17 protein-coding genes and 1 pseudogene are annotated in these 26,901 nt (G+C 74.8%); 16 read left to right on the top strand and 2 right to left on the bottom strand.

Annotation, left to right across the window (positions count from 1 at the left end; all coding sequences use genetic code 11):
• The first annotated feature begins 328 nt into the window (after positions 1-328).
• The 7 genes from SCA03_RS31510 (at position 329) to SCA03_RS31540 (ending at position 6,912) form a co-directional block, all read left to right on the top strand.
• Entirely contained in the window at positions 329-1,564 is a 1,236-nt protein-coding gene (locus SCA03_RS31510; protein ID WP_086818381.1) for an FUSC family protein, read from the top strand.
• Between the two features lie 225 nt (positions 1,565-1,789).
• Positions 1,790-2,164, top strand: coding sequence for a pyridoxamine 5'-phosphate oxidase family protein (locus tag SCA03_RS31515; protein ID WP_230989037.1), 375 nt, complete (start codon positions 1,790-1,792; stop codon positions 2,162-2,164).
• Between the two features lie 241 nt (positions 2,165-2,405).
• The gene (locus SCA03_RS31520) at positions 2,406-2,591 is read left to right on the top strand and encodes a hypothetical protein (protein ID WP_086818382.1); all 186 of its coding nucleotides are present in this window, start codon (positions 2,406-2,408) and stop codon (positions 2,589-2,591) included.
• Between the two features lie 10 nt (positions 2,592-2,601).
• Positions 2,602-3,450, top strand: a complete 849-nt coding sequence (locus tag SCA03_RS36605) for a hypothetical protein (protein ID WP_230989038.1) — start codon at positions 2,602-2,604, stop codon at positions 3,448-3,450.
• Between the two features lie 284 nt (positions 3,451-3,734).
• Positions 3,735-4,691, top strand: a complete 957-nt coding sequence (locus tag SCA03_RS31530; RefSeq protein WP_174864517.1) for a DUF6895 family protein — start codon at positions 3,735-3,737, stop codon at positions 4,689-4,691.
• Between the two features lie 158 nt (positions 4,692-4,849).
• Complete coding sequence (locus SCA03_RS31535) at positions 4,850-5,728, top strand: DUF6895 family protein (protein ID WP_086818383.1); 879 nt, start codon at positions 4,850-4,852, stop codon at positions 5,726-5,728.
• Entirely contained in the window at positions 5,725-6,912 is a 1,188-nt protein-coding gene (locus tag SCA03_RS31540) for a serine hydrolase domain-containing protein (protein ID WP_141275791.1), read from the top strand. The genes SCA03_RS31535 and SCA03_RS31540 overlap by 4 nt, the downstream gene beginning before the upstream one ends.
• Positions 6,913-7,046: 134 nt before the next feature.
• On the opposite strand, the gene SCA03_RS31545 is transcribed toward SCA03_RS31540, so the two are convergent.
• The gene (locus SCA03_RS31545; protein WP_086818143.1) at positions 7,047-8,423 is read right to left on the bottom strand and encodes an ABC transporter substrate-binding protein; all 1,377 of its coding nucleotides are present in this window, start codon (positions 8,421-8,423) and stop codon (positions 7,047-7,049) included.
• 560 nt (positions 8,424-8,983) lie between these two features.
• Between SCA03_RS31545 and SCA03_RS31550 the strand changes: the two genes are divergently transcribed.
• Together SCA03_RS31550 and SCA03_RS31555 are read left to right on the top strand one after the other, a co-directional pair.
• Positions 8,984-11,044: a phosphocholine-specific phospholipase C gene (locus SCA03_RS31550; protein ID WP_030889406.1), complete on the top strand. Its 2,061-nt coding sequence runs from the start codon at positions 8,984-8,986 to the stop codon at positions 11,042-11,044.
• Positions 11,045-11,225: 181 nt separating this feature from the next.
• Positions 11,226-12,089: a M55 family metallopeptidase gene (locus SCA03_RS31555; protein ID WP_030890927.1), complete on the top strand. Its 864-nt coding sequence runs from the start codon at positions 11,226-11,228 to the stop codon at positions 12,087-12,089.
• A 48-nt stretch (positions 12,090-12,137) separates the two neighbouring features.
• Here SCA03_RS31555 and SCA03_RS31560 read toward each other — a convergent pair whose 3' ends face one another.
• Positions 12,138-13,526, bottom strand: a complete 1,389-nt coding sequence (locus tag SCA03_RS31560) for an outer membrane protein assembly factor BamB family protein (protein WP_086818154.1) — start codon at positions 13,524-13,526, stop codon at positions 12,138-12,140.
• A 538-nt stretch (positions 13,527-14,064) separates the two neighbouring features.
• Here SCA03_RS31560 and SCA03_RS31565 point away from each other — a divergent pair.
• From SCA03_RS31565 to SCA03_RS31600, 7 genes and pseudogenes are all read left to right on the top strand, one after another.
• A complete protein-coding gene (locus SCA03_RS31565; protein ID WP_141275792.1) occupies positions 14,065-15,363 on the top strand; it encodes an extracellular solute-binding protein in 1,299 nt (432 codons plus the stop codon).
• A complete protein-coding gene (locus SCA03_RS31570; RefSeq protein ID WP_030890922.1) occupies positions 15,360-16,334 on the top strand; it encodes a carbohydrate ABC transporter permease in 975 nt (324 codons plus the stop codon). Before SCA03_RS31565 ends, SCA03_RS31570 begins: the two co-directional genes overlap by 4 nt.
• Before the next feature lie 23 nt (positions 16,335-16,357).
• Positions 16,358-17,230: a carbohydrate ABC transporter permease gene (locus SCA03_RS31575; protein ID WP_371864025.1), complete on the top strand. Its 873-nt coding sequence runs from the start codon at positions 16,358-16,360 to the stop codon at positions 17,228-17,230.
• Between the two features lie 85 nt (positions 17,231-17,315).
• The gene (locus tag SCA03_RS31580; protein ID WP_141275793.1) at positions 17,316-19,175 is read left to right on the top strand and encodes a beta-N-acetylhexosaminidase; all 1,860 of its coding nucleotides are present in this window, start codon (positions 17,316-17,318) and stop codon (positions 19,173-19,175) included.
• A gap of 588 nt (positions 19,176-19,763) precedes the next feature.
• Complete coding sequence (locus SCA03_RS31585) at positions 19,764-20,636, top strand: FAD binding domain-containing protein (protein WP_051846273.1); 873 nt, start codon at positions 19,764-19,766, stop codon at positions 20,634-20,636.
• A gap of 2,543 nt (positions 20,637-23,179) precedes the next feature.
• Positions 23,180-23,701: pseudogene (locus tag SCA03_RS37415) on the top strand ((2Fe-2S)-binding protein); the annotation flags it as partial.
• Between the two features lie 745 nt (positions 23,702-24,446).
• Positions 24,447-26,792, top strand: a complete 2,346-nt coding sequence (locus tag SCA03_RS31600; RefSeq protein ID WP_170297964.1) for a xanthine dehydrogenase family protein molybdopterin-binding subunit — start codon at positions 24,447-24,449, stop codon at positions 26,790-26,792.
• Positions 26,793-26,901 lie beyond the last annotated feature (109 nt).

Raw genomic sequence — 26,901 nt, forward strand, 5'->3', positions numbered from 1 at the left:
GCTCCTGCCCTCGCGCCCCCGCCGCTGCCCCACGCCCGGGGCACTCCGCACCCGGCTCCACTGTGCGCCCGGCCGTTCCGCGCGCGCCGCTCCGTACGCCCGGCCGCTTCCGCCCGTCCCCGCCGCGCCGCAACTGCGGCCCCGCGCCGCGCTGTTGTACGCCGGTCCGGCCGACGGCGTCCGTGCGGTGACGCGCGGTGCGGGCCGTGTGCCGGACGGCCCGGCTCTGCGGGTCCGGGCGGCCGGGCGTCGGCCGGTTGTCACCCGGGTGGGTTCCTCGGGGCGGGACCGCTGCCGGTCCCGGGGTGAAAACGGGGAGGGACGACAGGTGCGTGAAGTCACCGATCCCCTGTTGAACCTCGTCCGCCGGCGCCGGGAACCCGTGGTCGCGCAGACGGCGCGGTCCACCGTCGCCGCCGTCATCGCCTACGCCGTCGCGCTCCAGCTCAGCAAGGAGCCGGCGCCGCTGACCGCGCCGCTGACGGCCCTGCTGGTCACCCAGGTGACGCTCTACACGACGCTGAAGACCGGTATGCGCCGCGTCAACGCGGTCGTCGCCGGTGTGCTCATCGCCTCCGGCTTCAGCATGCTCGTCGGGCTGACCTGGTGGAGCCTCGGCATCGTCATCCTCGCCGCCCTCGTCATCGGCCGGTTCGTCAAGGCCGGAGAGTTCGTGCCGGAGACGGCGATCAGCGCCATGCTCGTGCTGGGGGTGACCCAGGTCGCGGCCATGGCCTGGGACCGGGTCCTGGAGACCCTGATCGGCGCCGTCGTCGGTCTCGCGTTCAACGTGCTGTTCGTCCCGCCGGTGTGGGTGCAGCCGGCCAGCGAGGCCGTCATCGATCTCGCCACCCGGATGCGGCGGCTGCTGCTCGCGCTCGGCGACGAGGTCCGCGGGCACACCACCGTCGTCGAGGCCGCCCAGCTGCTGCACCAGGCGCGGAAGCTGGACCAGGACATCGTCAGCGTGGACGTCGAGCTGCGCCGTGCCGAGGACAGCCTCCGGCTCAACCCGCGGGTGCGGGAGGCGACGCTCTCCCGGGTCGTCCTGCGCACCGGCCTCGACACCCTGGAGATCGCCGCCGTCGTCCTGCGCACCACCTGCCGCACGCTCACCGACCTCGCCAAGGAGCGCATCGACGAACCGCTCTTCCCGCCGGAGACCGCCGACGGGCTGCACGACCTGTTCACCCATATGGCGCGCGCCGTCGAGAACTTCGCCGTGCTGATCACGACGCAGGTGAGCCACAGCGCCGAAACGGCCGAGGAGCAGCTCGTCAGCGAGCTGGAGGCCAGCCGTGCCAGCCGGGAGCACGTGGCGCAGCAACTGCTCGGCGGCGTCCAGCGGCACCCGCGGCAGTGGCAGCTGCACGGGGCGCTGCTCGCGGAGGTCGACCGCATCCTGGACGAGCTGGACGTGGAGAAGCGCTCCGAGCGCCTCTGGGAGGAGCTGGACCGGCAGACCCGTGAACAGCGCGAACGCAACCCGCTGCGCCGCAGGTTGCGCCGCCGGGAGCGGGATCAGGAGAGGGCGGAGGAGTGGGCGCGGGTCCGCGAGGGGTAGCGGGTGCGTGCACGCCCTCGTCCCGCGCCCGGTGCCGAGTGTGTCCTTGCCCCGCGCCCGGTGCCGGGCGTGTCCTCGCCCCCGTACCCGGTGCCGGCGCTGCCCTGCCCCCCCCGGGGGCCGCAGCCTGCCGGACGTCAACGGCCCGTCGTCTGGCCCGGGTTGGCCGTCCCGTCCCGGCCCGTCCGACTCGGGCCGTGTACCCGGTGGCGCGGCGGGGCGGGAGTGCGCCGATGGCTCTCCGCGCTCTCGACGTCGACGCGTTCCCCCGCCGGGCCGCTGACGCACGCCCCGCGACCAGCGGCCCGGCTGTACGGCCGGGTGGCCGAGGACCCGCGGGCGGCGCCGGTCGTCGACGAGTGCGACCTGGTGAGCGGCCCGGCCCGGCAGGTCGTCGCGCGGGGCACGGCCGAGCTGCTGCCGTGCGATGTCCCGCGCGGCAGGCGGAAGTTGAGCAGGTACCCCGGCGAGGACGAGAGCCGCTGGGACCGCCGGTTCCTCGACCACCTGTACGCGGATCCCGAGCCTTCCGGGACGGTCCGGCTGCCTGTCGTCCCCGCCTCGCTGCACGCCAGCGACCTGGGCTGCCAGGTGGGCTGACGGGGCGCCGTGTCCCGAGCCGGTGCGCCGGCCTCGGGTGCCGGGTGCCGGGTGGCCGTGCCGACGCCTCGGCCTGCCGGGCGCGGTGGCCCGTGCGGGCGCGGTGGCCCGTGCGGGCGGTCGGCCCGCCCCGGCGGGTGGGCCGACCGGGCGCCCGTGGCCTGTCCTCCGTTTGCGAGTCCCCCCGGGGTGGGTTCCACTGAGTTACGTCGGAACATTCCCACCGAAAGGGGACAAACCCATGTCTACCGAGCACACCGCGCGGGATGTCGAATACGACCTGGACCTCGACGTCGAAGCCGCCGTCAACCCGGCCGAAGCGGACGGCACGTTCCGCGACTCCAGGGAGTGCGCGGCGCTGGCCATTATCGGCGGCGGCGGTGCGCTTCTCCTGGCGCCTCCGACGCCCCGCCCGAAGAAGGGCTGACGCGACGGACATGGAGAAGTCGAGTGCTTCCACCCGCCTCGCGGGTGCCGTGCACGATCTGGCTTCCGAAGTGGTCTCCGCCCTCCGGGGCGGGGGCCACTCGCCCGCTGTCTGCGGGGAGGCCGGGCAGTTCGCCGGAGACGATCTGGGGCTCGCGGCCGTGCGGGTACTGGGCGCGGACCTGCTGCTGCCCAGCACCCTGTTCCGGCGCAGGCCGCAGCAGGCCGATGTGACCGCACTCCACAACGCGGTCCGCGCCTTTCCGCCCGACGCCACCTCCTCCGTGGTGACCGTGTGGAGCCACTGGGCCATGACGCAGGCGCTCCACCGGCTGGAGGAGACCCTCGCCCCCGGCACGGAGATCGGCCCCGGCACGGAGACCGCCCCCGGCACGGAGACCGGCCCCGGGCCGGGCGGCCGTCCCGCCGGGCGCACGGACGAGATGGAGCGGGAACGGCGGGGGATGGCCGGGGAACAGCCGGTGGCGGGGATCGGCCCGGCCGGCGCCGGGCCGGCGGAACCGGACGTGACCTGGCTGACCGAGGCACCCTGGCAGCGGCTCACCCACCAGCTGGCCGTCCTCGCGGCCCTCGCGGTGCCCGGCACCGACTCGGGTGTCGCCCGCGTCGCACACGGGCGTCCGGTGGACCTCGCCCGCGGATTCGTCCGCGCCGTACGCCGGCGGGACTGGCTCCAGGCAGCCGCCGCCGGCCGCTGGCTGGCCCTCGTCGACGGCGTGCCCGACACGCTCGGACTGGAGTCCGGCCTGGAGTTCGTCCAGCACATGGGCGGGTCCGACGCCCGGGTCGCGCTGCACGTGGGGGCGGCGCGGCTGATGCGCGCGGGAGCGCCCGTATGAGGAGAACCGCCCGCACCGGGGACCCGGACACCCCGGCCACTTCCGCCACCCCGGCCGCTCCCGCTGTGACTTCCGCTCCCGCCGTTCCGGCGGGCGCGGACCGCGTTGAGGCGGCCTCCGTCGACGCGGACCCCGTGGGTGCGGAACCGGTGGACACGGGTCCGGCCCGGCCGTCGGGCAGGGGGCAGCCGGATCCGTCCCGGGCCCCGGGCGCGGCCCCGGCTCCGGCCGGGCCGGCGTCCTCCGCCCCGCCGTCGCCGTCCCCCGCCCCGCACGCCCGGCGCATGGCCGACACCACGCTGGAGTGGGTGCTCGGCCACCGCGAATGGTTCCGGCTGCCCTCGGACGTGCTGCGGTACGACAGCAACGTCGACTTCACGCTGAAGCCGCTGGGCGAGCTGACCCAGCTGTGCGTGGCGATCGAGGCGCACAGCCCACCCGGCTCGGCCGCCCGTGCGGCCGCCGCCGAACTGCTGGAGTTCGCCTGGCAGGAGACGGACGAGGGAGAGCTGTTCGCCGAGTTGCAGCGTGCCGAACCGTTCGCCACGTACCCGATGGAGATCTACGGCGCGTTCACGGCGACCGGCCGCCGGCACCCCGGCTACGAGCACGCGGCCGGTGTGGTGGCCAGGACCCGCGGCTGGCGGAACACGGAACAGAACCCGACCCGGCGGCTCGGGCTCGTCAACGCCGAGCGGCGGCTGGGCATCCCCCCGCACACCTCCCAGGAGGAGGCGCTGCGGCGCACCTGGACGGGCGGCCGGCCCGAGCCGTGGACGTTCGAACGCGCGGCGGGCTACGGGCTCACCCATGTCGTCTTCCATCTCAGCGACTGGGGTCTGAGCCCGGGCCGGGTGCCCGCCGGGCTCGCGGGCTACCTGGAGACCTGGCTCCCGGCCTGGCTCGACGGCTGCCTGGAGGACGAACAGTGGGACCTGGGCGCCGAACTGCTCGCCGTCTCCGCCTGTCTGCCCGCTCCGCCGCCCGCCGCACCGACGGAGGAGGCGTGGGAGCGGATGGCCGACGCGCAGGACGCCGACGGCGGGCTGGTGGAGATCGGTCCCGGACGCCGACGGGAGCCGCTGCCACGGGACTTCGTCCACTGCTACCACCCGACGCTGGTGGCCGCGTTCGCCGCCACCCTGGCCGTCTCCCGTCTGAGCGGCGGCGGTGGCGGCCGGCCACCGGCGGCCGGCACCGTCCGTACGCCGTCCTCACCCGGACCCGGAGGGCACCGATGACCGACAGCACCACCACCGGCGGCCCCGGCCCCGGCCCCGGCCCCGGTCGCGGTCCCGGAACGGCGGCCGGCGCCGGGCCGGTCGCCGAGGTCCGCCCGGACGCGGGGGCGCCGCCCCGCGCGGACACCGCGCTGATCCACAACGTCGGCCTGCGCGCCATGGAATGGCTGTGGGCACACCGCGACGGCTTCCGGCTGGAGACCGAGGCCGATCCCGAGATCGGCTTCCAGCAGCGATTCAAGCCGATCGGTGAGGTGGCGGCGATCGCCCGCATTCTCTTCCGCGAGGGCGTCGCCGGCTCCCGGCAGGCCGAGTTGGCCCGTCGGCTCATCGACCACCTGTGGCGCGAAACCCTCGACGGCGGGCGGATGCTGGAGCTGGGCCAGCAGCGCGAGCCCCTCTCCCCGGTGCCGTTCGAGGTGTATCTGCCGTTCATGGAAATGGGCTACCAGGACCCGGCCATCGAGCGCGCCGTCCATCTCAACCACCGGCTGACCAGCTGGGCCGCGCTGGAGGTGCTGCCCGTACGCCGCCTCGGACTGAGCAGATCCGAGCGGAAGTTCGGGCTGACGCCCAGCGCACCGCCCGACGAGGCGTTCCCCCGCACCTGGCTGGCCCGCCGGCCCGAGCCCTGGACCGTCGAGGGCAACATCGGCTACGACATCACCCACACCGTCTTCCACCTCACCGACTGGGGCGAGAACCCCGCCGGGCTCCCGGCGGGGACCGCGGACTATCTGGCCACCTGGCTCCCGGTCTGGCTGGACGACTGGCTGGATCTGCGGCGCTGGGACCTGCTCGGCGAACTGCTCGTCGTCGACGCCTGTCTGCCGTCCCCGACCCTGGACGAGGCCGCCTGGAACGGCTTCGCCGCCGCACAGCAGCCGGACGGGGCGATGCCGGCCGTCCGCGAGATGCCCGAGGGCACGTTCGACGACGTCTTCGACACCGTGTACCACTCCACGGTGGTCGCCGCCTTCGCCTCCGTACTGGCCACCTCCCGCGCCTTCCACCACCTGGCGGAGACGCCCGTATGACCACCCCCGCGCCCACCGCGGGCCGGGGCACCGCCGCGCACACCACCGGCCCCCGCGGATCCGACGCGTCCGGCGGCCCCGGCGGCTCCCGCGCCTCCGGTGACTCCGGCGGCTCCGCGCTCGACGACCGGCTGGACGCCGCCGTGCACGCCGTCGAGGCCCCGCACGTCGTCTTCGCCGCCTCCGTCGGCGGGCGGCGGGCGATCCGCAGCGGCGGTACCGCGCCGCCGCCCGCCGTGGAGCGTGCCCGGCTGCGCTACGAGGCGGGCTCCGCGAGCAAGCCCTACACCGGTCTGCTGCTGGCCGCCCTGACGCTGGACGGGACGGTCGGCCGCGGCACCCCCGCACTGGCCTGCCTCGCCCCCGGCGCCGCCGTACCCGACGCCCCCGTCACCCTGCTGCACCTCGTCACCCACACCTCGCGACTTCCGGCCCTGCCACGGGACTTCTACCGGCAGGCGCTGCCCCGCTGGTCGACGAACCCGTTCGCCGGCTACCCGGCGGCGCACGTCGTGGACGCCTTCGTCCGGCGGGAGACCGCCCGCACCGGACGGCGCGTCCGCCGGCGCCCCGGCACCCGCTGGCACTACTCCAACTTCGGTGTCTCCGTGCTCGGTCACGCCCTCGCCGCGGCCACCCGCACCCCCTGGGAGACGCTGCTGCACGAACGGATCCTGGCCCCCCTCGCCCTGGGCGGCACCGCCCTCACCCCGGCGCCCCCGCCCGACTTCTCCGACGCCGGCCCGGCCCGTGCCGGTGACGCCGCCGACGCGGTCGGACACCGCGCCGACGGCGTCACCCCCGTCCCCCCGCTCCGTATCGGCGGCTTCGCACCGGCCGGGGGCGTCCGGACCACCCCGGCGGACGCCCTCACCTTCCTGGAGGCGCACCTCCACCCGGAACGCACACCGCTCGCCGAAGCCCTGCACGCCGTGCGCGCCCCCCTGCTGCGGCGCGGCCTCGGCCACCGGCACACCCACACCCTCACCTGGTTCCAGCACCCCACCGAGCACGGCCCGGCGTACTTCCACTGCGGCGCCACCAGCGGCCAGCAGACCTTCCTCGGCTTCTGCCCCGGCACGGACGTGGCCGTCGCCGCCCACACCACCCGCCGCTACCACCGCACCGACCCCTTCCTCCCCACGGCCTACACCCTCCTTCTCGGCCCGGACCCACTGAGCTGAGGGTTTCCGGCCGGGGGGTCTGCCCGGGCACCTGGAGGCGTCACCGAACGGTCCGGGCCCAACGGGCGCAGGACGTACCTGAATCGGCCGGCCGGTGCGGGACGGGAGTCGAGTGCGAGGTTCCGGCGGAAAGTTCACCCCGTGGGGCGCAGGTCGGCTGTGAGGGGGAGGTGGGGCACGGTGCGGTTGGTCAGGATGGCCAGGTCGTAGGCGTGGTGGGAGCGGTGGGTGGGCTGCCATTGGCCGCCGGCCAGGCGGAGGGTGGCGACGTTGGGGACGGGGCCCGTCGTCCAGCCGAGGGGACCGGCGACGGTGTCCAGCCGGGTGCGGGCGATGGCCTTGGCGACGGCGGCGCGGTCGGTGGGGTCGGCGGCGGTGCGCAGGGCGTGGGCGGCGACCTCGAAGAGCGCGTAGGCCAGACCGAGGGGCTGGAGCCACTGCCGGCCCGTCGACTGCTCGTAGGACTCGGCCAGTTCGGCGGCGGTCGTGCCGTCGAGCGACGAGCGGTAGGGGTGGAACGGCGTCCAGTAGACGAGGGTCGCGACGTCCGCCTGGGCGGGCCGGTCAGCGGGGCCGTACGCGGGCACGGCGGCGACGGACGGCGGGTAGGCGAGCCAGCGGGAGCAGGTGATCAGGCGGGGGTGGCGGCCGCGTTCGGCGGCGAGGGCGCGGTAGGCGGCCAGGTCGCGGGCGGTGGCGGCGCTGGTGACGATGTCGGCGCCGGCCTCGTCGAAGGCGTCGGCGTAGGCGGTGAGGTCTGCGGTGAGGTCCGCGGGGAGGTCCGCTGTGCGGTCCGTTTCGTGGTCTGCCGTGCGTTCCGGCGTGCGGTCTGCCGTGTGGTCCGCTGTGGGGGCCGTGCCGGGTTCGCGGTAGCCGCCGGGGTCGACGAGGCGGTGGCCGCGGGCGCGGGCGGCGGGTGCGAAGCCGTGCCGTTCGTGCCGGGACCAGTTGCCCTGCGGGCCGTCGTTCCACAGGCAGCCGACGGTCCGGGCGGGGCCGCCCGCCAGTTCCCACAGGTCGGCGAAGACCTCCGCGATGTCGTCCAGACCCCAGCAGAAGTGGAAGGTCGAGCGGAACGCCGGCCCGGAGACGGCGTCGTCGGCGTCGGCGGCGTCGGCGGCGCCGCGGCCGTAGTAGTAGACCTGCCAGGGGAAGGTGCTGGACACGCAGGCCGTGCCGGCCTCCTCGCAGGCGTCCGCGACGGCCGGCAGCACCTGGGTGCCGGCCAGGGTGACGACGACGTGGGCGCCCTCGACGTGCACCAGCTCGTGCACCGCCCGCCGGCCGCCCTCGGCGGTCGAACGGCTGTCGCGGGCGACGATGCGGACGGGGTGTGTGCGGCCGGAGTTGACCAGGCGGGTCAGTGCGGGGCGCAGCAGGCCGGTCACATGGGCCAGGGGGTCGCCGAGGGTGGCGAGCCGTCCGGTGCGGGCGGCCACGACGCCGATCGTGAGGGTGGCGGAGGCCGGCGTGCCGCCGGTGTTCTGCTGCGGGGCGAGAGGTGCGGACATGGGAGCTCCTCGTGGGCGCCGGAACGGCCCGGCGGACTGGGCCGCGGGGTTCGTGCCGCTCAACCCCGCCCGGGCGGGCGCGGTCACCGGGCGCGCCGGTGCACGGGAGGCGATCGGGCACGCCCGGACGCCCACCGCGGGCGGACGCGCGCCACCCGCCCTCCACCGCGCGCCGTCCGCCCTTCTGACATGCGCCGCCCGCTGTCCCGCCGCCCGCTCTCCCCGCCGCGCGCCGTCCGCCTTCCGCGTGCGCGCCGTCCGCCTTCCAGGTGTGCGCCGTCCGTCCTCCGGCGGCGCCCCACCCCACCCCCCACGGTCGGACGCCTCCGCGCCGCGGCGGCCACCGCCCGCGCCCCGGTGCGCTCAACCGGGCGTCGATACGGGGCCGTTGGAGCCGTCCGGCGCCACGTCGGTGCTGGTCATGGCCGTCCGAAGTCGAGCGTGCGTTCCCGGGGAGTTGGTAACTTGTTCATACAGGTGGTTCCCAGGAGGCGGGTGTTCTTGGGAGACTCGCCGGGCCCGGTGTTTCCGCACACACCCCCTGCGAGGTCAGCAGACACATGCCAGAACTCAACCGCCGCCGGTTCCTCCAGATCGCCGGAGCCACCGCCGGCTTCTCGGCCCTCTCCAGCAGCATCGCGCGGGCCGCCGCCATCCCCGCGGCCCGGCGCTCCGGCACTCTCGACGACGTCGAGCACATCGTCGTGCTGATGCAGGAGAACCGGTCCTTCGACCACTACTTCGGGTCGCTCAACGGCGTCCGCGGCTTCGGCGATCCGCGTCCCGCCGCGCCCACCGGCAAGAAGACGGTGTGGCACCAGTCGGACGGCGGCAAGGACGTGCTGCCCTACCACCCCGACGCGGACAACCTGGGCCTCCAGTTCATCGCGGGGCTCAACCACGACTGGGCCGGCGGCCACGAAGCCTGGAACGAGGGCCGGTACGACCGGTGGATCCCCGCCAAGGGGCCCGGCACGATGGCGTACCTCCAGCGCGAGGACATCCCGTTCCACTACGCGCTGGCCGACGCCTTCACCATCTGCGACGCGTACCACTGCTCGATGATCGGCGCCACCGACCCGAACCGCTACTACATGTGGACGGGGCACGCGGGCAACGACGGCAAGGGCGGCGGCCCCGTCCTCGGCAACGAGGAGGCCGGATACGACTGGACGACGTACCCGGAGCGGCTGGAGAAGGCCGGCATCTCCTGGAAGATCTACCAGGACATCGGCGACGGCCTGGACAAGGACGGCGGCTGGGGCTGGATCGAGGACGCCTACCGGGGCAACTACGGCGACAACTCGCTGATGTGGTTCAACCAGTACCAGAACTCCCGGCCCGGCGAACCGCTCTACGACAAGGCACGCACCGGCACGAACGCCAAGAAGGGCGACGGCTTCTTCGACATCCTCACGGCGGATGTGAAGGCGGACAGGCTGCCGCAGATCTCCTGGATCGCCTCGCCCGAAGCGTTCACCGAGCACCCCAACTTCCCCGCGAACTACGGCGCCTGGTACGTCTCGCAGGTGCTGGACGCGCTCACCTCGAACCCGGACGTGTGGGCGAAGACGGCGCTGTTCATCACCTACGACGAGAACGACGGCTACTTCGACCACGTCGTCCCGCCCTATCCGCCGGCCTCCGACGCACAGGGCCGCTCCACCGTCGACACCTCGCTCGACCGCTACGAGGGCGGTCTGTCGGGGTACGAGCCCGGCCCCTACGGCCTGGGACAGCGGGTGCCCATGCTGGTCGTCTCCCCCTGGAGCACCGGCGGTTACGTCTGCTCGGAGCTGTTCGACCACACCTCGATCCTGCGGTTCATGGAACGCCGGTTCGGTGTGCACGAGCCGCACATCTCGCCCTGGCGGCGCGCCATCTGCGGCGATCTGACCTCGGCGTTCGACTTCGGCCTCAAGGACACGGACCCGGTGTCCCTGCCCTCGACGGACGCCTACGAGCCGCCGGACCACGAGCGCCACGACAGCTATGTGCCCCAGCCCCCGGCCGAACCGGTGCTCCCCGCACAGGAGAAGGGCTCCCGGCCGACGCGTCCCCTGCCGTACGCGCCGCTCGTCGACGGCGAACTCGCCGCCGACGACGGGAAGTTCACGCTCACCTTCGGCGGCGGCGACAAGGCCGGTGCCTTCTTCCTGGTGACGTCGGCGAACCGGACGGACGGCCCGTGGTCGTACACCACCGAGGCCGGCAAGCAGCTGTCGGACACCTGGAACACGGCCTACTCGGACGGCGCCTACGACCTGACGGTGCACGGCCCGAACGGCCTGCTGGGCACCTTCCGGGGCCCGGGCGGCACGGCGGGCCCGGAGGTCGCGCTCCGCCACCTCGGCTCCAGCGGCGACGTCGAGCTGACCATGACGAACCCGGGCACCGAGGACTGCCATCTGACGGTCGCCAACGCCTACGGCGGCGCCGAGGAGACGCACACGGTGCGGGCGGGCGCGCGGGTGGTGCGCACGGTGCGCCTGCGCGAGACCAAGCGCTGGTACGACCTGTCGGTGACCACCGACACCGACGACTCCTGGCTGCGCCGCTTCGCGGGCCACGTGGAGACCGGCGCCCCGGGCATCACCGACCCGGCAACCCGCACCCACTGACCGCCCCCTCCACCAGGGGCCACCCCCACCCGGACCCCGCCCGGCACACCCCTCCACCGGGCGGCGTCCGGGCGGCCCGGCACCCACGCGTCCGCCGCGAACCCACCCCGCACGAGCACCGGTTCGATCCGGCGGGCCGGATGAGAGGCTGAGCGGGAATCTCCGAGGACGGGTGGTGGGCATGGAGGTCCGGGTCTACATCAGCGCGGACATGGAGGGGATCACGGGACTGGTCGACGCCGATGACGTCCAGGCGGACGGGCGCGACTACGAGCGGGGCCGGGCGATGATGACGCAGGACGTCAACGCCGCCGTGGGCGGAGCGCTGGCCGGCGGCGCCACCCGGGTCCTCGTCAACGACGCACACAGTGCGATGCGCAATCTCCTCGTCGACCAACTCCACCCGGCCGCTGCCCTGGTGCGCGGCCGGCCCAAGCCGATGGGCATGCTGGAGGGGCTCGACGAGCGGCACGCGGCCACGCTGTGCGTGGGCTACCACGCCAGGGCCGGGCAGCTCGGTGTACTCAGCCACAGCTATTTCGGCCACGAGATCGAGGACATGTGGCTGGACGGGCGGCCGGTCGGGGAGATCGGTTTCGCACACGCCACGGCGGCGGCGCTCGGCGCTCCGGTCGCCATGCTCTCCGGTGACGACGTGGCCTGCGCGGAGGCGCGGGCATGGGCGGCGGACGCCGAACCACCCGTCCGCACGGCGGTCGTGAAGTACGCGCGGGACCGGTTCGCCGCCGAACTGCTGCCGGTGGCCGTCGCGCACGCGGCCATCGCCGAGGCAGCTGAGGAGGGGGTGCGCACGGTGCTCGCCCGCGCCGGGGACGGCGGGAACAGGCCCCGGGCCGCGCACACGGCCCTGGCCGTGCGTTGGCAGTCCGCTTCCGTCGCCGAGCAGCTGATGGGCATCCCCGGGGTGTCCCGGCGAGACGACAGGACCGTCGAAGTGACCGGCGACGTGGTGCGGTTGTTCCGGCTGTTCGGGGTCTTCCAGCGGGTCGCGGCGTCGCTGACGGGGCAGCGTCCGTACTGCTGAGCGGCTGGTGCGGCCGTGTGTCCGGTGGGGCCTCGGGCCGGTGGTCGTTCAGCTGTTGTTGTTCAGGTTTGCCGTGTGGTGGGTGGGTTTCTTGTCGGGGGAGGAGGGGTCGGCTGTGTAGACGGTGTTGCCGGCTGAGACGACCAGGATGTCGCGGGCGCGGGAGACCGAGGAGGGGGCGCCCAGTTCGCGGGTGTCGGTGCCGCCGTCCTCGGCCCGCGGGGTGGAGATGCGCCAGCGTTCGGCGCCGGTGGCGCGGTCCAGGGCGAGGACGCGGCCGGCGTGGTCGGCGAAGTACAGCTCACCCAGCTTCGTCGAGGCTTCCGGGGCGGAGAGCTGGCGCAGTGCGGTCTTCGTCCTCCAGCGTTCCTTGCCGGTGCGGGCGTCGACGGCGATCAGCTGTGTCTTTCCGCCGGATTTCTTGCGGAAGTGCAGGTCCCCGCCGGCGAGATGGGCCCGGTGGCCGGTGGGCAGGTCGTCGGGGAGCCGTGCCGTGGTCTTCTCGCCGGTGCGGGTGTCGACCCGCAGGAGGGTGCGGTACCGCTGGGTGCCGCCGTTCCAGGCGGGTTTTTCACCGGTGGGCAGGAAGACGAGCGCGCCGCGGTCGGTGCCGAGGAGCTGGGGCTGGGCGCCGCCCTGGTGGGTGCCCGCGTGGACGGTGGCGAGCCGGTGCAGCCGGCGCTCGTCGGGTGCGTCGCCGTCGGTGAGCCGGTAGAGGGTGACCGGCTGTGTCGCCGTCTCCTCGGCGGTGCAGGCGACGAGGGTCCGCTTGCCCGCGTCGAGCGGGGAGCACCAGGCGCCCTTCGGGGTGTGCGCCCGCCAGCGTTCGGCGCCGCTCTTCGGGTCCCGGGTGATGAGGTCGCCGCCGGGGTCGGTCGAGGGCGGTTCCTCGTCGTGGTCCTGGCCGGGTTTCCAGTGCTGTGCGGTCTGTTCGGAGGTGACGACGCCGTCGGCGGTGAGGACCGCCCCGGCGGCCTTGTGGTGCCAGCGTTCCTCGCCGGTGCGCTCGTCGAGGGCCCGGATCCGGCCGGACCAGCCGTCGGGGTCCGAGGTGAGGACCAGGCCGTCGGTGTGGGCGAAGTCGCCGTAGGAGCCGGTGCGTTGGTGCGGGCGGTGGCTGCCGTCGCGGGTGTCGAGCAGTTCGCCGCGGAAGCCGGTGCCGGTGCAGCGCAGCCGGGAGGCGTCGGCGTCCGCGGTGGTGCAGGTGTTCTCCTCGCCCTCGCTGGGGGAGGCGTCGCGGTCGCCGCCGGTGAAGGACGTCTGCCACGGGTGCCAGCCGGGCGGCCGGGAGACGTCCTCGCTGTCGGGGCGGTCGGGTTTCCCGCCCGCGCGGTCGTCGGCGCCGTCCTGCGGGCCGCAGGCGGTGCCCGCGAGCGCGGTGGCGCCGAGCACGGCCGCCGCGCCGATCAGTCCGAACCGTCCTCGTGTGCTGCGCACGTCTTCCCCCGTCGTTCCGTTCCTCGTCGTTCTCGTCGTTCTCGTCGTTCTCGTCGTCCTTGGCGTACTCGTCGTACCCGTCGCCCTCGTCGTACTCGCTGCCCTCGTCGTCCGTGCCGTCCCCGCCGTCTGTGGCGTTCCGCTGCCCGGGGGCTCGCCTGCCGCCGACGCGTGTGCGGTCGTCCGCGCCGGTGCGGCCGTACGCGGTGGTCGTCCGCGTACGTGGTGGCCGGCCGGGAACGGGGGCGGTGCCGTACGTGGCGGGCCACCCTAGGAGAGGTGCCGGGGCGGCGTCCATGGCCTTCGGGTGTGTGCGCGGTTTCCCGGTGGCCGGGGGCGTCCGGCCGGTGCGGGGCGTGCGCGCGGTCAACGGGCCTGCGGGGCGGCCGACTTGGTGGGCGGCGCCGTGCATCACGGATTGGTCGAGACCTATTGCCGAGTGGGCGCGCTGCTCGTAGCCTCCTGCGGAAGTTGAAAGTTGTGCAGGACGAAACTCTCGTTGCACAGCGTGCAACGCCCGGCTTTGGGGGTTCTCGGCATGAGGATGTCGGTACGGGTGGCGGCCTCGGTGGTCGCGCTGGGGATGGCCGGGGTGGCGGCGGCCGGGTGTGCGCCGTCCACCTCGGAAGGCGGCGGTGGCAAGGACGACCGGAGCGGCACCCTGCGGGTCTGGCTCTTCCGGGAGGTCGGCAACAAGCCGAAGGAGAAGGTCGTCCGGGACGTCGTCGACCGGTTCGAGAAGAAGCACGACGGGGTCGGCGTCGACGTCCAGTACATCCCGGTCGACAGCCGGGCGGAGAAGATCAAGGGGGCGTTCAACGACCCCGGCTCGGCACCCGACGTGATCGAGTACGGCAACACCGACACCGCGGGCTATGTCGCCGACGGGGGCCTGGCGGACGTCAGCAAGGACCTGAAGTCCTGGGACGCGGCGAAGGACATCGACCCCACGGCCCGCCGGTCGGTGAGCGTCGAGGGGAAGCAGTACGGCGCGCCGCTGTTCGTCGGGGTGCGTGCCCTGTACTACCGCACGGACGTGTTCGAGGAACTGGACATCGAGCCGCCCCGCACCCTGGACGAGGTGGCCGACGCGGCCCACAAGGTCCGCGCCGCGCACAAGGACATGTACGGCATCGCCGTCGGCGGCTCCTACACCTACGGCGCGATGCCCTATCTGTGGGCGCACGGCGGCGAACTGGCCCGCAAGAAGGGCGAGGGCTTCGCGTCGGCCCTGGACACCGCCGCGGCCAAGAAGGGCATCCGGGCCTACACCGAGCTGTTCGGGGACGACAACTGCCCGGCGGGCAAGTGCGCCCAGATGACCGGCAACGACGTCGTGGAAGCCTTCGCCGGCGGCAAGGCCGGCATGGTCGTCGGCGGTGACTTCAACCGGCAGGCCATGGAGGACGGCAAGGTCAAGGGCGACTACGCGGTGGTTCCGCTGCCGGGCACGGAGAAGGGCGAGATCGCGCCCGCGTTCGCCGGGGGCAACAACATCGGCGTGCTCAAGAGCTCCTCGCACCGCTCGCTCGCGGTGGCGCTGATGAAGGAGCTGGCGGGCAAGCGCACCCAGGCGCAGCTGTTCGACGCCATGGGCTTCCTGCCGACCTTCACCGACACCCGGAAGGAGGCCGCGCGCAAGGAGCCGTTCGTGAAGCCCTTCGTCGAAACCCTCGACGCCGGGACGGAGTTCGTGCCCACCAGCCCGGCCTGGGGCGAGATCGACGCCTCGCAGGTGCTGCCCGGCATGTTCCAGCAGATCGTCAGCGGCAAGCAGGGCGTCGACGGCGCGGCCCGGGACGCGGCCGGGAAGATGGACGAGGCGTTCGCGAAGTGAGCGCGCCCGCCCCCACCGTCGGTCCGGCGCCGCCCCCGCCCGCGGACCCGCGCCCGCGCCCGCGAACGGGCGCACCGCGCACCGGGCCGCGCCGGCTCCAGGGCCGCTGGACCCCCTGGCTCTATCTCGCGCCCGCGCTCGTCGTGCTGGGCGGGCTGCTCGTCTACCCCATCTACCAGCTCGGCCTGATCTCCTTCCTGGAGTACACCCAGGCCCAGGTCAGCGGTGGCGAGCCGACGAGCTTCCGGGGGATCGACAACTACACCGCGCTGTTCGGCGACGCACAGTTCTGGTCGGTGCTGCTGGCCACCGTGCTGTTCGCCGCGGCCTGTGTGCTGGGCACCCTGGCCGTCGGCTGCGCCCTCGCCGTGCTGCTGACCCGGGTGCGGGCCGTGCCGCGCCTGGTGCTGATGCTGGCCGCGCTCGGGGCCTGGGCGACGCCTGCGATCACCGGCTCGACGGTGTGGATGTTCCTGTTCGACCCGGACTTCGGACCGGTCGACAAGCTGCTCGGGCTGGGCGACTTCTCCTGGACGTACGGGAAGTACAGCGCGTTCGCGCTCGTCCTCATGGAGGTCGTCTGGTGCTCGTTCCCGCTGGTGATGGTCACGGTCTACGCCGGGATCCGGGCCGTGCCCGCCGAGGTCGTGGAGGCCGCGCAGCTCGACGGGGCGGGGGCGTGGCGCATCTGGCGCAGTGTGCTGGCGCCGATGCTGCGGCCCATCCTGATCGTCGTCACCATCCAGTCGATCATCTGGGACTTCAAGGTCTTCACGCAGATCTATGTGATGACGGACGGCGGCGGCATCGCCGGCCAGAACCTCGTACTGAACGTGTACGCGTACCAGAAGGCGTTCGCCTCCTCCGAGTACAGCCTCGGCTCGGCGATCGGCATCGTCATGCTGGTGATCCTGCTGGGAGTCACGCTGGTGTACCTGAAGTTGCTGCGCCGGAACGGGGAACAGCTGTGACGGCGGCGCCGACGCCCGCGGCGGTGCCGCCGCCGGGGGCCACGCGGCGGGCCGGGGCGCCGCGGCGGTGGCTGCGCAAGCCCGGCCGAACGGCCGCCGAGTGCGCCGCGGTGCTGATCGCCGTCGTGGTGGCGTTCCCGCTGTACTGGATGGTGCTGTCGGCGTTCAAACCGGCGGGCGAGGTGCGCTCGGAGCGCCCCGTGCCGTGGACGCTCTCGCCCTCGCTCGACTCCTTCCGGCGCGTCTTCGAACAGCAGGAGTTCGGGCGCTACTTCCTCAACAGCCTCGTCGTGGCGCTGGCCGTGGTCGTCGTCTCCGCGCTGATCGCCTTCCTCGCGGCGACGGCCGTCACCCGCTTCCGGTTCCGGCTGCGCACGACGCTGCTCGTGCTCTTCCTCGCCGCGCAGATGGTGCCCGTCGAGGCGCTGACCATCCCGATGTTCTTCCTCATGCGGGACCTCGGCGCGCTCAACTCCCTGCTGTCGCTGATGCTGCCGCACCTGGCGTTCTCGCTGCCGTTCGCGATCTGGATGCTGCGCGGCTTCGTCAAGGCCGTGCCCGAGGCGCTGGAGGAACAGGCGTTCATCGACGGGGCGAGCAGGACCCGGTTCCTGTGGCAGATCCTCTTCCCCCTCGTCCTGCCGGGGCTCATCGCCACCAGCGTGTTCTCCTTCATCTCCACCTGGAACGACTTCCTGTTCGCGAAGTCCTTCATCATCAGCGCCACCGAGAACTCCACGCTGCCCATGGCCCTGCTGGTCTTCTTCGACGCCGAGACACCCGACTGGGGCGGCGTCATGGCGGCCTCCACGGTGATGACGCTGCCCGTGCTGGTCTTCTTCGTCGCCGTGCACCGCCGGCTGGTCTCGGGGCTGGGCGGGGCCGTGAAGGACTGATCCCGCCGCCCGGCGGCGTGCGGCGTCCGCGCCGCGACAGCGACGGGCCGCCGCCCGGCGGCCCGCCAAACGAGAGGAGCACCCGGTGAGTTGGTCGGACCTCGTCCCGCGCCCCCGGACCGTGACGGAGCGCGAGGGCGCACCCTTCGTCTGGGACGAGCGCACCGTGCTGGTCGCGCGTCCGGGGACGGCGGGCGTCGCGCGGTGGCTGCGCGGGCTGCCGGCGCTGCCCTTCGCGGAACCGGGCGAAGCCGCCCGGGACGTGCCCGGGCAGGCCGCGGGCTCCACCGTCGAGCTGCGCACCGATCCCGCGCTGGCCGAGGCCGAGGGGGAGGAGGCGTACCGGCTGGACGTGGCGGCCGGGCGGGTCCTCGTCGAAGGCGGCGGCGCCGCCGGGGTGTTCCGTGGCGCCGCGACCCTGCGCCAGGCGCTACCGCCGCGGGCGCTGCGCCGCGCGGCCCCGGCGGACGGCTGGCGGCTCACGCCGGCCCGGGTCCGGGACGCGCCGAGGTTCGGCTGGCGCGGCATGATGCTGGACGTCGCCCGGCACTTCCTGCCCAAGGACGGCGTGCTGCGGATGCTGGACCTGATGGCCGTGCACAAGCTCAACGTCCTGCACTTCCATCTCACCGACGACCAGGGCTGGCGGATGGAGATCCGCCGCTACCCGCGGCTCACCGAGGTCGGCGCCTGGCGCCCGCGCACCCGCGTCGGGCACCGGGCCTCGCCGCTGTGGGACGAGCGCCCGCACGGCGGCTACTACACGCAGGACGATCTGCGGGAGATCGTGGCGTACGCCGCCGAGCGGCACATCACGGTCGTCCCGGAGATCGAACTGCCCGGCCACTCCCAGGCCGCGATCGCCGCCTACCCGGAGCTGGGCACCAGCGACGCCGTCGACACGGACGCCGTGCGGGTGTGGACGGACTGGGGCGTGAGCCCCTACCTCCTCTCGCCCACCGACGACACGCTCCGCTTCTACGAGCACGTCCTGGAGGAGGTGCTGGAGGTGTTCCCGTCGCCGTTCGTCCACATCGGCGGCGACGAGACGCCCAAGGAGCAGTGGCGCGCCTCGGCCGTCGCCCAGGCCCGGATCGCCACCGAGGGGCTCCGGGACGAGGACGCCCTCCAGTCCTGGATGGTGCGCCACTTCGACCGCTGGCTGGCCGAGCGCGGTCGGCGCATGATCGGCTGGGACGAGATCCTGGAGGGCGGCACCCTGGAGGCCGACTCCGGCCGCAGCGGGCTCACCCCGGGCGCGGTGGTCTCCTCCTGGCGGGGCCTCGCGGGAGGCGTCGCGGCGGCCCGGGCCGGGCACGACGTCGTGCTCTGCCCCGAGCACACGCTCTACCTCGACCGACGCCAGGCCCCCGGCCCGGACGAACCGGTGCCGCTCGGTCACGTCTCCGAGCTGCGCGACGTGTACGGCTTCGACCCGGTACCGCGGCAACTGGCCGGCACCGCGCACGCCCGCCATGTGCTCGGCCTCCAGGCCAACATGTGGACGGAGTGCACCGAGAGCCAGCAGCGCCTCGACTACCAGGTCTTCCCGCGGCTGGCCGCCTTCGCGGAGCTGGCCTGGACGCGCCCGGAGGGGGCCGGGGGAGCGCACACCGAGAACGCCTCCGCGCGGGACGACGCCGCCCCGGACGCTCCCGTTCCCGCCGGGGACGGCCCGACCGGCACCGGCGGCCCCGTCGCCCCCGCAGGCGACGCCGTTTCAGCCGACTCAGCCGACTCCCTCGGTTCCGCCGATTCCCACGACTGCACCGACTCCACCGACTCCACCGAGTTCGCCGACTTCGAACGGCGGTTGGGCGCGGCCCATCTGGCCCGGCTCGACGCGCTGGGCGTCGAGTACCGGCCGCCGGGCGGCCCCCGCCCCTGGCAGCAGCGGCCCGGGATCCCCGGCCGCCCCCTGGACGGCGCCCCGCCCGCCGACTGAGCGCCGTCGCCGTCCGGTTCCCCGGCGCGGGAACCGGACGGCGACGTTCCGGCGTCCTCGCATCCGAACACCTGGACAAGAAGCACCCGGACAAGCGGCGTCCGAGGCAGGCAGCACCCGGGCAGAACGGCCGGGAGCGGACAGCAGGGAACGCGCACCCGGGCACGGAGAACGGGCGCGAACGGCCGGGAACGGCAGTACGCACGGCGGACGGGCATCCGGGCCCGCCCCGGCGCCCGTATCGCCCCGGACGGCGCGGGCGAACCCCCGCGTCCGGGCGTCCGAGAGCCGGTCGCGGGCAGCCCGGTACGGGCAGCAACCGGTGCGAAGCGGACGTTCCACTGCGCAGTACGACGAAGGGCCATGCAGCGCCGCAGAGCCCAACACACGCCGCGGAAGCGACGGATCCGTCCTTCCCGGACCCTCGTGTCGAGCGTCCGCCGAGATGTGCCAGAGTTGCCTCGTCCGGGCTGTGAGCACGTACCGTACGGCAGTGCAGCCGGGAGCCCGGGAGTCGGGGAAGGGGCAGCTAGGTTGAGCACGCACGTACAGCATGCACCGCACAACACGCAGGCTGGGGCGTCTGTCATGCTGCCGACCACGCTCGACGAGGCGACCGCGGCGCTCACCGCGGTGCCCGCCGCCGTCCCGGTCGCCGGCGGCACCGACCTCATGGCCGACGTCAACGCCGGGCAACTGCGCCCCGCGGCCCTCGTCGGCCTCGGCCGCATCAGCGAGATCCGCGGCTGGTCCTACCAGGACGGGCACGCCGTCCTCGGCGCCGGACTCACCCACGCCCGCATCGGCCGCCCCGACTTCGCCGCGCTCATCCCCGCCCTCGCCGCCGCCGCCCGCTCCGCCGGGCCGCCGCAGGTGCGCAACGCGGGCACGCTCGGCGGCAACATCGTCAGCGCCGCACCCACCGGCGACGCGCTGCCCGTGCTCGCCGCGCTGGAGGCCACCTTGTCCATCGCGGGCCCCGCGGGCGCCCGCCGCGAACTCCCGGTGAGCCATCTCCTCGCCGGAATGGACATGTTGCGCCCCGGCGAGATCGTCGCCCACGTCCGGGTGCCGCTGCTGCACGCACCGCAGTCCTTCCTCAAGGCCACCAGCCGGACGGGCCCCAGCCGCGCGCTGGCCTCCGTCGCCGTCGTGCTCGACCCGGTGCGGCGCGGGGTGCGCTGCGCGGTCGGTGCCGTCGCGCCGATGCCGCTGCGCCCGCTGGAGGCCGAGAACTGGATCGCCTCGCTCATCGACTGGGACGGCGAACGGGGCCTCGCGCCGGAGGCGCTGCACGCCTTCGGCGAGTACGTCGCCATGGCGTGCATCCCCGACCCCGTCCCCGAGGAGGGACCGGACGGCACCACGTCGCCCCCGCCTCCGCTTCCGGCCGCGGCGCTGCACCTGCGGCGCACCGTGGCGACACTGGCCCGCCGGGGACTCGGGAGGGCTCTCGCATGACCGGCACACCTCCGCGCTACGACAACGGCGACCCGCACGAGGGCACCGGCCACCCCGACGACGCCCACGGCCCGGCCGTGCAGGGCGAGAACGGGAACGCGCCCGGCGCCGCGCCGTACGGCACGCACGACCCGTACGCCCAGCCGTACGGGCAGCACGTGCCGCGCAGTTGGGGCGGCGGCGAGTACGACGCGGACGCCACCGCGTTCGTCCAGCTGCCCGCGGGCGGCCTGCCCGACGAGATCCCGCTGGCCGCGCCCGGCACCGGCCAGGGCGGCTACACCCCGCCGACGTTCGACCCGTCCGGGCAGGCGCCCGGCCCCGACCCGGCCGTACCGGCGGCCGGCGGCGACCCGGCGACCGCCGGACAGTGGGTCATGCCGTTCGCGACGCCCGGGCACACGGACGCGCCGGTACGCGCCGAGGAGACCACCGGCCCGCCGGCCCCCGGCGGGCCCGCACCGGAACCGGCCCCGGGCGACCGGGGGCCACGGCCGGGCGGCACCGGCCCCGGCGCCGGGCCGTCGGGCCGGGGCGCCGCCGCCGCGCTGGCCGGTTCCCACGAGGCACGCACCCAGCGCCGGCCGCTCGGCACCGGCGTGCCCCGGCCCGCCTCCCCGCCGCCCGGCGCCGCGACGCCCCCCGCCACCCCGGCACACCCGGGCACGACACCCCCGCACGGCACCCCGACGACGGCCGCACCCGGGCACGGGACCCCGGCACACGGCACGCCCGCGGCGGGTGTGCCCGGTGCCGGAACTCCCGCAGCGGGTACGCCCGTCGGCGAACCCGGTGCCTCCGGCGCCTCCGGCGGTCAGCTCGGCGGTCCCGGTGCCCCCGGTGGCCTCGGCGGCCCCGAGGGGCCCGGCGGACCCGATGGTGCCGGTCAGCCCGGCGGACACGGCGGTCCCGGCGGTCCCGGCGGTCCCGGCGGTCTTGGCGGTCCCGGTGGGATCGACGTCCCCGGCGGCCCCGGCGCTCCCGACAACCCCGGGACCTCCTCGGACGGCCCCGCCCCCGCGCGCCCGGACGCCGGGCCCTCCGCCCGGCCGGTGCCGCCCCCGCACGGCACACCGCTGCCGGGCTCCCCGCCGGGCACAACTCCCGTGCAGGGGACGCCCGTACAGCGGACGCCTGCCCAGGAGGTGCCCCCGCAGGGGCTGCCCGGCCACGGCATGCCGATCGAGGGTCTGCCCGCGCAGGGGACCCCGCCGCACGGAACTCCCGCGCACGGAACTCCTGCGCACGGCACGCCCGCGCAGGGAACTCCCGTGCAGGGGCTGCCCGGCCAGGCGCTCCCGGACCAGGAGCCGCCCGGGCAGGGTCTCCCGGACCAAGGGCTGCCCGGGCAGGAGACTTCGCCGCACGGCACGCCCGCGCACGGAACTCCCGCACACGGCACGTCCCCGCACGGAACTCCCGCGCACGGCACGCCCGTTCAAGGCGGTGCACCCGTGCCCGGTGCCGGGGCCGAGCAGGGGGCCGGGCCGGGGCCGTTGCCGCCGCAGCAGCCCGGTGCGATGCCCGGATTCGCCGGGGCCCCGCAGGGCACGGCGTACCCGGACGATGCCGCCGGACCCGCCGGAACCCCCGCCGGTCCGCTGCCGTTCGCCGTGCCGGGCCCGGAGGCCGCATCGACCGCTCGTCCCGGGGCCGCGGAAGGCGCGGCCCCCGGCGTTCCCGCGGACACCGGCGCCCCCCAGCACGCCGGTCCGGGCTCCGCACCGCTGCCCGGCGCCGCGCCCGTGCCCGGTCCGGCCGGACCGGGGGACGAGCCGAACGCCTCACCCGGCGCTTCCGTGACTCCGGCACAGGCCGGGGGACCCGAACAGGACGCTCCCCAGGGGCAGTCGGGGCAGTCGGGGCAGTCGGGGCAGTCGGGGCAGTCGGACGCGGTGGGTGCCGCCGGTGCCGCGCAGGAGGGTGAACCGGCGGGTCAGGACGGCCCGGCGGCACCGTCCGCCCCGGAGGCCGCGCCCTCCTTCGACGTCGGCTCCCTCGTCGAACGGCTCACGTCCCAGGGCACGTCGGGGCCGGTCGGCCCGTCCGAGCCCGCCGCCGGGCCGGGCGCCGCCGAGCACGCCCCGGCCGAACAGGAGTCCCCCGCACCGGAAGGCGCGACGGAAGCAGCGGAAGGCGCGGCGGCAGACGTCCCGGAGGGCGTGGCGGACGCAGCGTCGGACGGGGCCGCGGAAGGCTCCCCGGACGCGGAGGACACGTCGGACGGCGCGGCCCGTGAGCAGTCGCCCGCCGCGGAGGAACCGTCCGGCCCGGCACCGGACGCGGCCGGGCGCGAGGGCGGGGCCGAGCGCGCGCACGGGTCCGGCGACGAGTACGGACGCGGGCACGACGACGACCGGGAACAGGAACAGGAACACGATCGGGAGCTCGGCCGCGAGGCCGACGGCGAGCAGCGGTCCGGTCCCGGGCAGGAGCAGGAAGACCGGGAAGACCGGGAAGACCAGGAAGACCAGGGAGACCACGAAGACGGAGCCGAGGGCGAGTTCGCGGAGGACGGCGAGGACGAGCCCGCGCCGGTTCCGCAGGACGAACACCCGCTCGTCTCCTACGTCCTGCACGTCAACGGCGTCGACCGGCCCGTGACGGGCGCATGGATCGGGGAGTCGCTGCTGTACGTGCTGCGGGAGCGGCTCGGCCTGGCCGGTGCCAAGGACGGCTGTTCGCAGGGCGAGTGCGGCGCCTGCTCGGTCCAGGTGGACGGGCGACTGGTGGCCGCCTGCCTGGTGCCGGCCGCGACGACGGCGGGCAGCGAGGTGCGCACCGTCGAGGGGCTGGCGACGAACGGCGTGCCCTCCGACGTGCAGTGCGCACTGGCCGAGAGCGGCTCCGTGCAGTGCGGTTTCTGTGTGCCGGGGCTCGCGATGACCGTCCACGATCTGCTGGAGGGCAACCACGCCCCCAGCGAGCTGGAGACCCGCCAGGCCATCAGCGGGAACCTGTGCCGCTGCTCGGGATACCGGGGCGTGCTGGACGCGGTCCGGCACGTCGTCGAGGACCGTGCGGCGCGGGCCGAACGGGAGGCGGCCGAGGCCGAGTCGGCCGACCGGCGGGAGGACGAGGCGCCGTCCGCCGAACCGGGCCACGGCCCCGGGGCCCCCGAGGCGGCGCCCGCCGGCGCGGCCCCGTGGGGCGAGAGCCCCGAAACGGCCGGGGGACACCCGCAGGGCCACGAGGCGTACGCGCCGGGCTGCCACGGTGAGACGTACGGCGGCGCCGGGTACGGCCACGGCGGTCCGGGCGAGCACGTCCCCGGGGCGTACGGGCAGCAGGAGTTCGGCGCGGGCGAGTACGCCGCGAACGGCTACGGCGGCGGCGAGTACGGCCCGGGCGCCGGGCACGCCGGGTACCCGGCCGACGGGTACGGCGGTGGCGAGGGCTACGGCAGCGGCGAGTACGGCGGTGCGGCGTACGGGGCCGCGCCGGACGGCGGTGCGGCCTACGAGCCCACGCCGGACCCGGCGGACACCCAGCAGTTGGGCGTCTTCCGTCCCGGCGACCACCACAGGGGCCGCTCCCGTGCGGCCCGGCAGGACGGCTACGACGCCCAGGACGACGGCACGCACGGCGACGGCGTCTCCTACGGGGCGCAGATCCCGCAGCAGGCACGCAATCCGGAGCGGGACGCGTGAGGCCCGCCGGATATGCCGGAAGCGCCGGGAGCCCCGGGCGCGCCGCCCGCGCGCACCGGGAAGCGCCCCGCACACAGCAGGCGACGAGGAGCCCGGACGGCGAAGGCACGCGCCGCTTCGGCGCCGGGTACGGAGAGGTCACGGACAGGAAGGCGGCGGCATGACGGACACGGCTGACGGCCGCGGCGGCCACTCCGGCACCGCGACGGCGACGCCCCCGGACGGCACCCGGCTGCCCTCCGGCGCACGGGGCGAGCCCGAACCGCACGGGCTCGGCGCCTCCGTGCTCCCCACCGACGCCTACCCCAAGGCCCAGGGCACGTTCCCGTACGCCGCCGACCTGTGGGCGGAGGGCCTGTTGTGGGCGGCGGTGCACCGTTCACCGCACCCGCACGCGCGGATCGTCTCCATCGACACCGAGCAGGCCGCCGCGATGCCCGGCGTGCGCGCCGTCGTCACCGCGGCCGACGTGCCGGGGGACCAGGCGCACGGCCGGAAGGTCGCCGACCAGCCCGCCTTCGCACGGGACGTGGTGCGGTACTACGGCGAGCCCATCGCCGCCGTCGCCGCCGACCATCCGGACGCCGCACGGCTGGCCGCCGCGGCCATCGCCGTCGAGTACGAGGTGCTGGAGCCCGTCACCGACCCGGAGAAGTCCTTCGAGGCCGAACCGCTGCACCCGGACGGCAATCTGCTGCGGCACATCCCGCTGCGCTACGGCGACCCGGACGTCACCGGCGACGTCGTCGTCGAGGGCCTGTACCGGGTGGGCCGCCAGGACCCGGCGCCCATCGGCGCCGAGGCGGCGCTGGCCGTGCCCCGGCCGGACGGCGGCGTCGAGATCTACACCGCCTCCACCGACCCGCACACCGACCGCGATCTGGCCGCCGCCTGCTTCGGTCTGCCGCCGGAGAGCGTCAAGATCGTCGTGACGGGTGTGCCCGGGGCCATGGGCGACCGCGAAGACGCGGCGCTCCAGGTGCCGTTGGGCCTGCTCGCGATGCGCACGGGCTGCCCCGTCAAGATCGCGCTGACCCGTGAGGAGTCCTTCCTCGGCCACGCGCACCGGCACCCGACGCTGCTGCGCTACCGGCACCACGCCGACGGCGAGGGACGGCTCGTCAAGGTCGAGGCGCAGATCCTGCTCGACGGCGGCGCCTACGCCGACACCTCGTCCGACGCGCTGGCCGCCGCCGTCTCCTTCGCCTGCGGCCCCTACGTCGTGCCGCACGCCGTGATCGACGGCTGGGTCGTGCGCACCAACAACCCGCCCTCCGGGCATGTGCGCGGCGAAGGCGCGATGCAGGTGTGCGCGGCCTACGAGGGCCAGATGGACAAGCTCGCCGAGCGGCTGGGCATCGACCCCGCCGAGCTGCGCCTGCGCAACGTCATGGCCACCGGCGATCTGCTGCCCACCGGCCAGACCGTGACCTGCCCGGCGCCGGTCGCCGAACTCCTCACCGCCGTACGGGAGGAGCCGCTGCCGCCGCTGCCCAAGGACACCCCGGAGGCCGACTGGCTGCTCCCCGGCGGGCCGGGCGGCGCGGGCGAACCGTCCGCCGTGCGGCGCGGGGTCGGGTACGCGCTCGGCATGGTGCATCTGCTCGGCGCCGAGGGCACCGACGAGGTCTCCACCGCCACCGTGAAGGTGAGCGGGCCCGTCGCCACGGTGATGTGCGCGGCCGTCGAGGCCGGGCAGGGCTTCGACACGCTCGCCCGGCAGATCGTGCAGGAGACGCTGGGCATCGAGGAGGTGCACGTCGCCTCCGTCGACACCGACCAGCCGCCGTCCGGCGCCGGTGGGCGCGGCCGGCACACCTGGGTGTCCGGCGGTGCCGTCGAACGGGCGGCGAAGATGGTGCGCACCCAGCTTCTCCAGCCGCTCGCCGCGAAGTTCGGGATGTCCACCGAGCTGCTCACCATCGCCGACGGCAAGATCACCTCCTATGACGGTGTCCTGTCGACGACAGTCGCCGAGGCGCTCGAAGGCAAGGAACTGTGGGCCACGGCCCAGTGCCGCCCCCACCCGACCGAGCCGCTCGACGAATCCGGCCAGGGCGACGCCTTCGTCGGTATGGCCTTCGCCGCCGTGCGGGCCGTCGTCGATGTCGACATCGAACTCGGCTCCGTGCGGGTCGTCGAGATCGCGCTCGCGCAGGACGTCGGGCGCGTCCTCAACCCGCGGCAGCTGCGGGCCCGGATCGAAGCGGGGGTCACCCAGGGCGTCGGGACGGCGCTCACCGAGCATCTGCGGGTCGCCAAGGGCGTCGTACGGCATCCGGACTTCACCGCGTACGCGCTGCCGACGGCGCTGGACGCGCCGGACATCCGGATCGTCAAGCTCGTCGAGGAGCGGGATGTCGTGGCGCCGTTCGGGGCCAAGGCGGTTTCCACTGTGCCTGTGGTGACTGCGCCTGCGGCGGTGGCGGGGGCCGTGCGGGCTGCCAGTGGGCGGCCCGTCAACAAGTTGCCCATTCGGCCGCAGGCGGCTGTCAGCGAGGGGTAATTGGGGTCCCGCCCTCGTGGCTGAGGTCGGGGCTTCGCCCCTTGTCCCCTTTTGTTTGGGTTTCGTTGTGGCGTGCCTTTTTGGGTTCGTCTGGTTGGCGCGCTGTTGT

It is taken from the genome of Streptomyces cacaoi, from assembly GCF_006539165.1.
Lineage (GTDB): Bacteria > Actinomycetota > Actinomycetes > Streptomycetales > Streptomycetaceae > Streptomyces > Streptomyces cacaoi.